This is a genomic window from Streptomyces sp. NPDC028314, assembly GCF_055565795.1.
In genome coordinates this window covers 135,927-142,589 of record NZ_JBVHTP010000021.1, presented here as the reverse complement: position 1 = coordinate 142,589, position 6,663 = coordinate 135,927, and the positions used below count along the sequence as shown (strand labels likewise).

Below are 6,663 nucleotides of genomic sequence, written 5' to 3'. Positions count from 1 at the left end.
TTCAAGGTCCTGAACAGGCGCCATAAATCATGCCCGCCCCGGACGACACCCCACCCCGGACACGGCACCGACCCACCACCCCAGCCCCGCCGGCGATTGAGGCGACACGCAGCAGCCGAGCTGCAAACAGGCCCGGGGCACCGGGGACACCCCGAACCCCGGAAACCGCCCGGCCAGGGCACCGGTTACGGCCACAGCAGCCCGCGGCGCCAGCCGCCCGGCCCCCGGTCGTAGCGGAGCCGCACATGGCGTCGAGCCGCGTCGCCCTGGAAGAACTCGACCTCCGCCGGGGCCAGCACGTACCGGGTCCACGTCGGCGCCACCGCGTCCGGGTCCGCCCCCGCGCGGGCCCAGGCCGCCGCCGAGGCCTCGGCCAGCTCCGGCAGGGAGGACAGGGTCTCGCTCTGGTGCCCCGTCAGCGCGGCCGCCAGCGCGCCGCGTGAGCGGGCCGCAAGGTCGGCCCGGCTCTCCTCGGGGCCGCACGGCGTGACCGTGCCCCGGATGCGGATCTGCCGGCCCACCGTCGGCCAGTAGAACCCCAGGGCCGCCTCCGGCTGCCCGGCCAGTTGCCGGCCCTTCGTGCTGGTGGCGTGCGAGGCGAAGTGCCAGCCCCGCGCATCGGCGTCGTGCAGCATCAGCGTGCGTACGTCGGGCCGCCCCTCGGCGTCCACCGTCGCCAGGCTCATCGTGTGCGGTTCGGGCTGCCCGGCCTCGGCGGCGCTCACGAACCACTCCCGGAACAGCGTCAGGGGCTCCGCCGGCGCCGAGTCCGGGTCGAAGGCGGGGAGCTGGGTGTCCCACACGCGCAGGGAATGCAGGGTGGCGTGGAAATCGGCTTCGCTCATTTCGCCATTGTCATATCCCGGGCGCATCGCCGTTCATATGATTCCGTCTTCAAACACTTTGGGGTGGGGGTAGCGATGCGTGGAATCAAGAGCAATGTCGTCAGACGGGCGCTGACCGCGGTACTGGTGGCGGGGGTCGCCGTCGCGTGCGGGCCGGCCGAGAGCGGTGGGCCCGCCGTCACGCCGTCGGTGGTCCGGTCGACGGCCGTCGCCACCCCGACCCCGACGCCGACCCCCACCCCCACGCCGCCCCCGACGCCTTCGGCCGTACCGTCCCCGACGCCCACCCCCACCCCCACCCCGGTCGCGCAGACGCCCGACGCCAAGCCGCCCACCCAGGCGGCCCCCGCCCCGACCAAGCCCGCTCCGAAGGCGCCGACGAAGCCCGCGACGAAGGAGCCGGCCCAGCCTCCGGCCCCGCCCGCCGCTGCCGACTGCGAGATCGTCTCCAACGCCGGCAACTGCTACAACGCGGGCCAGTTCTGCCGCAAGGCCGACGTGGGACGGTCCACCCACGCCGGGAACGGCCGCCTCATCCACTGCCGGGAGGACGGCAAGCAGCCCCGCTGGCAGTACTAGGCGGCCGCTTCCGGACCGTGGCCGGTGAAGCCCCCGCGTCGCAAGAACCGTAAGGGACGGCCTAGCCGCGGGCCAGGACGACCGTCCCGGAGGAGCAGAACCAGCCGCCCGTGCCCGAGGCCACGGCCACCTCCGGGAGGCGGCCGCCGGCCTTGGTGACCTGGCCCGCGCCCGCCTCGCCCCGGAGCTGGCGTACCGCCTCCACCAGGAGGAACAGGCCGCGCATGCCTGGGTGGCAGGCGGACAGCCCGCCGCCGTCCGTGTTGACGGGGAGCTCGCCCTCGCGCAGCAGCCGGCCCTTCTCCACGAAGGCGCCGCCCTCGCCCTTCGCGCAGAAGCCGAGGTCCTCCAGCGTCACCAGCGTCATGTACGTGAAGGCGTCGTAGATCTGGGCGAGGTCCACGTCCGCCGGGGTGATCCCGGCGCGTTCGAAGGCCAGGCGGCCCGAGACCGCCGCCGGGGAGACGGTGAAGTCCTCCCACTCCGACATGGTGGTGTGGGAGACCGAGGTGCCCGAGCCCAGGATCCAGACCGGGGCCTTGGCGGTGTCGGGTACGTAGTCCTCCGCCGCCAGCAGCACCGCGCAGCCGCCGTCCGAGCGGATGCAGCAGTGCAGCTTCGTGAAGGGGTCCGCGATCATCTCGGAGGAGAGGACCTCGTCCACGGTCAGGGGCTGCCGGAACATCGCTTCCGGGTTGGTGGCGGCGTTGGCCCGGGCCTGTACGGCCACCGAGGCGAGCTGCTCCAGGGTCGTCCCGTACTCGTGCATGTGGCGGCGGGCGGCCATCGCGTACTTGGAGATCAGCGTGTGCCCGTACGGGACCTCGAACTGGAGCGGCCCGCGCGCGCCGAAGGAGAGGTTCGAGGTGCGGCGGCGGGCCTTGATGTCGGCGCGGGCGGTGGAGCCGTAGACGAGGAGGACGGCGTTGGCGTGGCCCGCGGCGATCGCGTCGGCGGCGTGGGCGGCCATGACCTCCCAGGTCGAGCCGCCGACGGAGGTGGAGTCGACCCAGGTGGGGCGCAGTCCGAGGTACTCGGCCACCTCGACGGGGGCCAGGGTGCCGAGGCCGGCGGAGGCGAAGCCGTCGATGACCGACCGGTCGAGGCCGGAGTCGGCCAGGGCCCGGCGGGCGGCCTGCGCGTGCAGGGCGTAGGGGGTGGGTCCGTCCACCCGGCCGCAGTCCGAGAGGGCGACGCCGACGACCGCGACCCGGCGGCGTGGCGAGGGGGCGGCGGCGGGTGTGTGGGGTGCGGGTCGTGGCTGTCCAGACAGTCCAGGCATGGGGCGACGGTATATCTGACGGTGCGTCAGGCGCTAGGGGGTGAGGACGCCTCGGGCCGGTCGTTCTCTTTCGTCGCGGCCGTCCCCGCCGGAAGGGTGATGCGGCGCGCGCGCCGCCCGTCCTACGGTCGGTGCATGACCTCTTCGCCTTCTGCCGGCCACCCTCTGAAGGGCGTGCTGGGCTTACTCGGTGGAGCCCTCCTCGTCGGTGGCGTCAGCGGCCTGCTGCACGAGTGGGTCGGCTTCATCCGCTTCCTCGGGTTCCTCCGCTTCCTGGTCCCCGACGGCCACGAGATCCTCGGGTACGCCGTCATGGCGTGCGTCGGCTGCGCGGGGATCGCGGCCGCCGAGCGGCTGGGCCGCCGAGGGCTGCGCCGCTGATCCCGTGTCCTGCTGCGCGGCGGGCCCCGTGCCCGGCTGCGTGGCTGGGCCCCGTGCCCGGCTGTGCCGCTGACCTCGGCGCCGAGCGCGCCCGGCTGCGCCGCCGGCCCCGGCGCAGGCCGCGTCCCTGGCCCGCCCAGGCTGCGTGGCTGGCCCCGCCACAGGCTGCGCCGCTGCACCTGGCTGCGTGGCTGACCCCGTCGCTGACTCCGCGCCCGGATGCGTGGCTGGCCCTGCCGTCGACTGCGTCCCTGTCTCCGTGCCCGGCTGCGTGGTTGGCCCCGCTATGGGCTGCGTCCCTGTCCCCCGTGCCCGGTTGTGCGGCTGCCCCCGGCGGCGACCGTGCCTGGCCCCGCCGCCGACCGCCCCAGGCTGTGTGGCTGGCCCTCGCCGCAGGTTGTGCCGGTGATTCCGTGCCCGGCTGGGCGGCTGGCCCCGGTGGTGACCGTGCCCGGCTGGGCGACTGGCCCCGGCGCCGACCGTGCCCGGCTTGGCGACTGACCCTGCCGCAGGCCGCGCCGCTGATCCCGCGTCCGGCTGCGTGGCTGGCCCGCCCCCGGCTGCGTCGCTGACCCTGCCGCAGGCTGCGTCGCTGGTCCCGTGACAGGCTGCGCCGCTGGCCGCGGCGCCGACCACGACCGGCTTCGCCGTTGCCCCCCCCGCCGACCGCACCCGGCTGGGCGTCTGGCCCCGCCGCTGACCCCGTCCCAGGTTGCGTGGTTGGCCCCCGCCCCAGGTTGTGCCGCTGACTCCATGCCCGGCTGGGCGCCCGGCCCCCCGCCCGGCCCCTGAACCCCCGGCGCGCGCCCCCTGGGCATCTGGGCCTTGTCGCCCTAACATGACGGCCCGTCAGATACGGGGAGGAGCCCGACGATGGATGCCGCCTTCACCGCGGAGCAGCACGAGATGCGCCGCACCCTGCGCGAGATCCTGGGCAAACGCTGCGGCCCGGACGAGGTCAAGGCCGCCGTCCGCACCGCCGCCGGACACGACCGCGAGCTGTGGCAGCAGCTCGCCCGGCAGCTCGGCCTGCCGGGCATCGCCATCGCCGAGGAGTACGGCGGCGTCGGCTGCGCCCCCGCCGACCTCGCGCTGGCCTGCGAGGAGACCGGGCGGGTGCTGCTGCCCTCGCCGCTGCTCGCCACCGCCGCACTGGCCGCGCCGCTGATCGGGGCTCTGGGGACGCAGGCCCAGCGATCCGCACTGCTGCCCCCGCTCGCGGCCGGCGGGCTGACCGCCGCGCTCGCCGTACCCGGCCCCGCCCTGGCCACCGCCCTCGCGCTGACCGGCGAGAACGCCCCGGGGGAGTGGGCCGGCGGGGGCCGGGCCGGCGGGGTGCAGGCCGTCCCCGCGGAGGGCGGATGGCGGCTGTACGGGGAGGTCGCCCAGGTGCTCGACGGCCACGGCGCCGACCTGCTCCTCGTCGCCGCGCACACCGGCGGCTTCGCCCGCAGCCGGACCCTGCTGTTCCTCGTACGGGGGGACGCGCCCGGTCTCGTACGGGCCCGGCAGTCCACCCTCGACGAGACCCGGCCGCAAGGCCGGATCCAACTGCGCCACGTCCGTGCCGAGTTGCTCGGCGACGGCGACGAAGAGGGCGCGGTCCTAGGCGCCCTCGCCGCCACCGGCCGCACCGCCGCCACCGCCCTCGCCGCCGAGGCGGTCGGCGCGGCCGGGCAGGCGCTGGCCCGTACGGTGGAGTACGTACGGCAGCGCGAGCAGTTCGGCCGGGCGATCGGGTCGTTCCAGGCGGTCAAGCACCGCCTCGCGGACCTGTACGTCCAGGTTCAGGCGGCCCGCTCCGCCGCCTACTACGCCGCCTGGGACCCGGACCAGGGCGGCCTCGCCCTCGCCCAGGCCCTGGAGGCGCTGCGGATCACCGCCGGCGAGGCGATCCAGCTGCACGGCGGCATCGGCTTCACCTGGGAGCACGACGCGCACCTCTACTTCAAGCGGGCCGCGGCCGACGAGCTCCTCTTCGGCCCCGTCCACCGGCTCCGCGCGCACGCCGCCCGGCGGGCAGGCCTGTTCGCCCCGTCCACCACACCCGAGAAGGCGGCCGTCTGATGGCTCCCGTCGGCGTCAAACTGATGCAGAAGGTCTCCTCGACCATGCTGTTCGCCAAGCTCGCGCCGCACTTCATCCCCGCGATGGACAAGGCCGTGCACAAGCTGACCCGGGGCAAGGTCATGCTCAGCGCCCAGATGCTCCCCGGCGTGATCCTCACCGCCAGGGGAGCCAAGTCAGGCGAGCCGCGCACCACGCCGCTCGCCTGCATGCCGGAGGAGGGCGGCGCGAGCTGGCTGCTGATCGGCTCCAACTTCGGCCGCCCGGGACATCCCGCCTGGACCGGGAACCTGCTCAGGCATCCGGACGCGGACGTGAGCTGGCGCGGTCAGGACATCGCCGTACGGGCCCGGCTGCTGCAGGGCGAGGAACGCGCGGCGGCGTGGCAGGCGGTGCTGAAGTTCTGGCCGCCGTACGCGACGTACCAGGCGCGCATCGAGCGCGAGATCCGGCTGTTCCGCCTGGAGCGACGCTGATCGCGGCGGAGGGCGGGCACGGGCCGGCGGCGCACCGGCAGGAGCCGGCGCCGGGCCCGGGGCGGCGGACCGGGACCCCTGGCAAGGGTCCGGGGTCCGCCGTTACCTGGTCGGCTTCTTGCCCGTGATGCCGAGGTGGACGAGCAGCGCCAGGTTCGGCTTGAGCTCGGCCTGCTTGACACCCCAGGTCTGGAAGCCCTTCTGGTGCGAGGCGACCGCGGCCAGCATCGCGACCAGCGAACCGGCGATCGCGGCCGGGCTCACGTCCTTGTCGACCTTGCCCTTGGCCTGGAGCTCCTTCATCGACTCCGTGAGGGAGTTGGTGACGGAGTTGAGGATCTTCATGCGGATCTTGTAGAACCGCTTGTCGCCCTCGGCCGCGCCGAGGTCGACGACCCGCAGGATCGCGTCGTTGCGCCGCCAGAACTCCAGGAAGCCTTCGACGAGTTCCTCGGCCGCGGCCCAGCCGGCCTTGCCGACCCAGCTCCGGCCCTCGACGAGCGCCGTCAACTGCGCGCCCTCCGTTGCCATGTGCTCGGCGATCTCCAGGACGGCGCCCTCGACGTCCGGGAAGTACTGGTAGAAGGTCGCGGGGGAGGTACCGGCCTTGCGGGCGACGTCGATCACTTTGACGTCGCGGTACGGCGAGGAGCTGAGCATCTCGCTGAGGCAGTCGAGCAGCTTCTGCCGCGTCGCCTGGCCGCGCCGGCCGGCGACACGCCCGTCGACGGTGCGTACTTGTCCTGTCATGCCGTCAGCTTACCGAGGGGTGATCGGCGCGCTATTCGGCCGCCTGCAAATGGGGTTACGAGGTCGCCGGCCTGGTCGGAAGCGGCTCCCGGACGGCCCCCCGGACGCTCCCTCGGACGATCAGCGGAGGCCCCCCGGACGATCCGCGGAGACCCCCCGGACGATCAGCGGAGGCCCCCCGGACGATCCGCGGAGGCCCCCCGGGACGGCCCCCGGGGGCCTCCCGGCCGGCGCGGGGCCCGCGCGCATCCCGGGCCCGACCCACCCGTATCGTGGCGTATCC

7 protein-coding genes are annotated in these 6,663 nt (G+C 74.7%); 4 read left to right on the top strand and 3 right to left on the bottom strand.

The window, feature by feature from the left end:
• Positions 1-185 precede the first annotated feature (185 nt).
• Entirely contained in the window at positions 186-845 is a 660-nt protein-coding gene (locus ACZ4TG_RS35280; RefSeq protein ID WP_468171479.1) for a pyridoxine/pyridoxamine 5'-phosphate oxidase, read from the bottom strand.
• A 75-nt stretch (positions 846-920) separates the two neighbouring features.
• On the opposite strand from ACZ4TG_RS35280, the gene ACZ4TG_RS35275 reads away from it, so the two are divergent.
• Positions 921-1,424, top strand: coding sequence for a hypothetical protein (locus tag ACZ4TG_RS35275; RefSeq protein ID WP_468171476.1), 504 nt, complete (start codon positions 921-923; stop codon positions 1,422-1,424).
• 61 nt (positions 1,425-1,485) lie between these two features.
• Here the strand turns inward: ACZ4TG_RS35275 and ACZ4TG_RS35270 are convergent, their stop codons facing one another.
• Positions 1,486-2,706 carry a thiolase C-terminal domain-containing protein gene (locus ACZ4TG_RS35270; protein WP_468171473.1) on the bottom strand — a complete coding sequence of 407 codons (1,221 nt, stop codon included), beginning with the start codon at positions 2,704-2,706 and terminating at the stop codon, positions 1,486-1,488.
• 135 nt (positions 2,707-2,841) lie between these two features.
• On the opposite strand from ACZ4TG_RS35270, the gene ACZ4TG_RS35265 reads away from it, so the two are divergent.
• From ACZ4TG_RS35265 to ACZ4TG_RS35255, 3 genes are all read left to right on the top strand, one after another.
• The gene (locus ACZ4TG_RS35265; protein WP_468171470.1) at positions 2,842-3,087 is read left to right on the top strand and encodes a hypothetical protein; all 246 of its coding nucleotides are present in this window, start codon (positions 2,842-2,844) and stop codon (positions 3,085-3,087) included.
• Positions 3,088-3,960: 873 nt separating this feature from the next.
• Positions 3,961-5,154 (top strand): acyl-CoA dehydrogenase family protein, encoded by a 1,194-nt coding sequence (locus ACZ4TG_RS35260; RefSeq protein ID WP_468171467.1) that lies wholly within the window; start codon positions 3,961-3,963, stop codon positions 5,152-5,154.
• On the top strand, positions 5,154-5,630 hold the full coding sequence (locus ACZ4TG_RS35255) for a nitroreductase family deazaflavin-dependent oxidoreductase (protein WP_468171464.1): 477 nt from the start codon (positions 5,154-5,156) through the stop codon (positions 5,628-5,630). The genes ACZ4TG_RS35260 and ACZ4TG_RS35255 overlap by 1 nt, the downstream gene beginning before the upstream one ends.
• Positions 5,631-5,732: 102 nt before the next feature.
• Here the strand turns inward: ACZ4TG_RS35255 and ACZ4TG_RS35250 are convergent, their stop codons facing one another.
• A complete protein-coding gene (locus tag ACZ4TG_RS35250) occupies positions 5,733-6,380 on the bottom strand; it encodes a TetR family transcriptional regulator (protein ID WP_468171461.1) in 648 nt (215 codons plus the stop codon).
• Between the last annotated feature and the right edge of the window lie 283 nt (positions 6,381-6,663).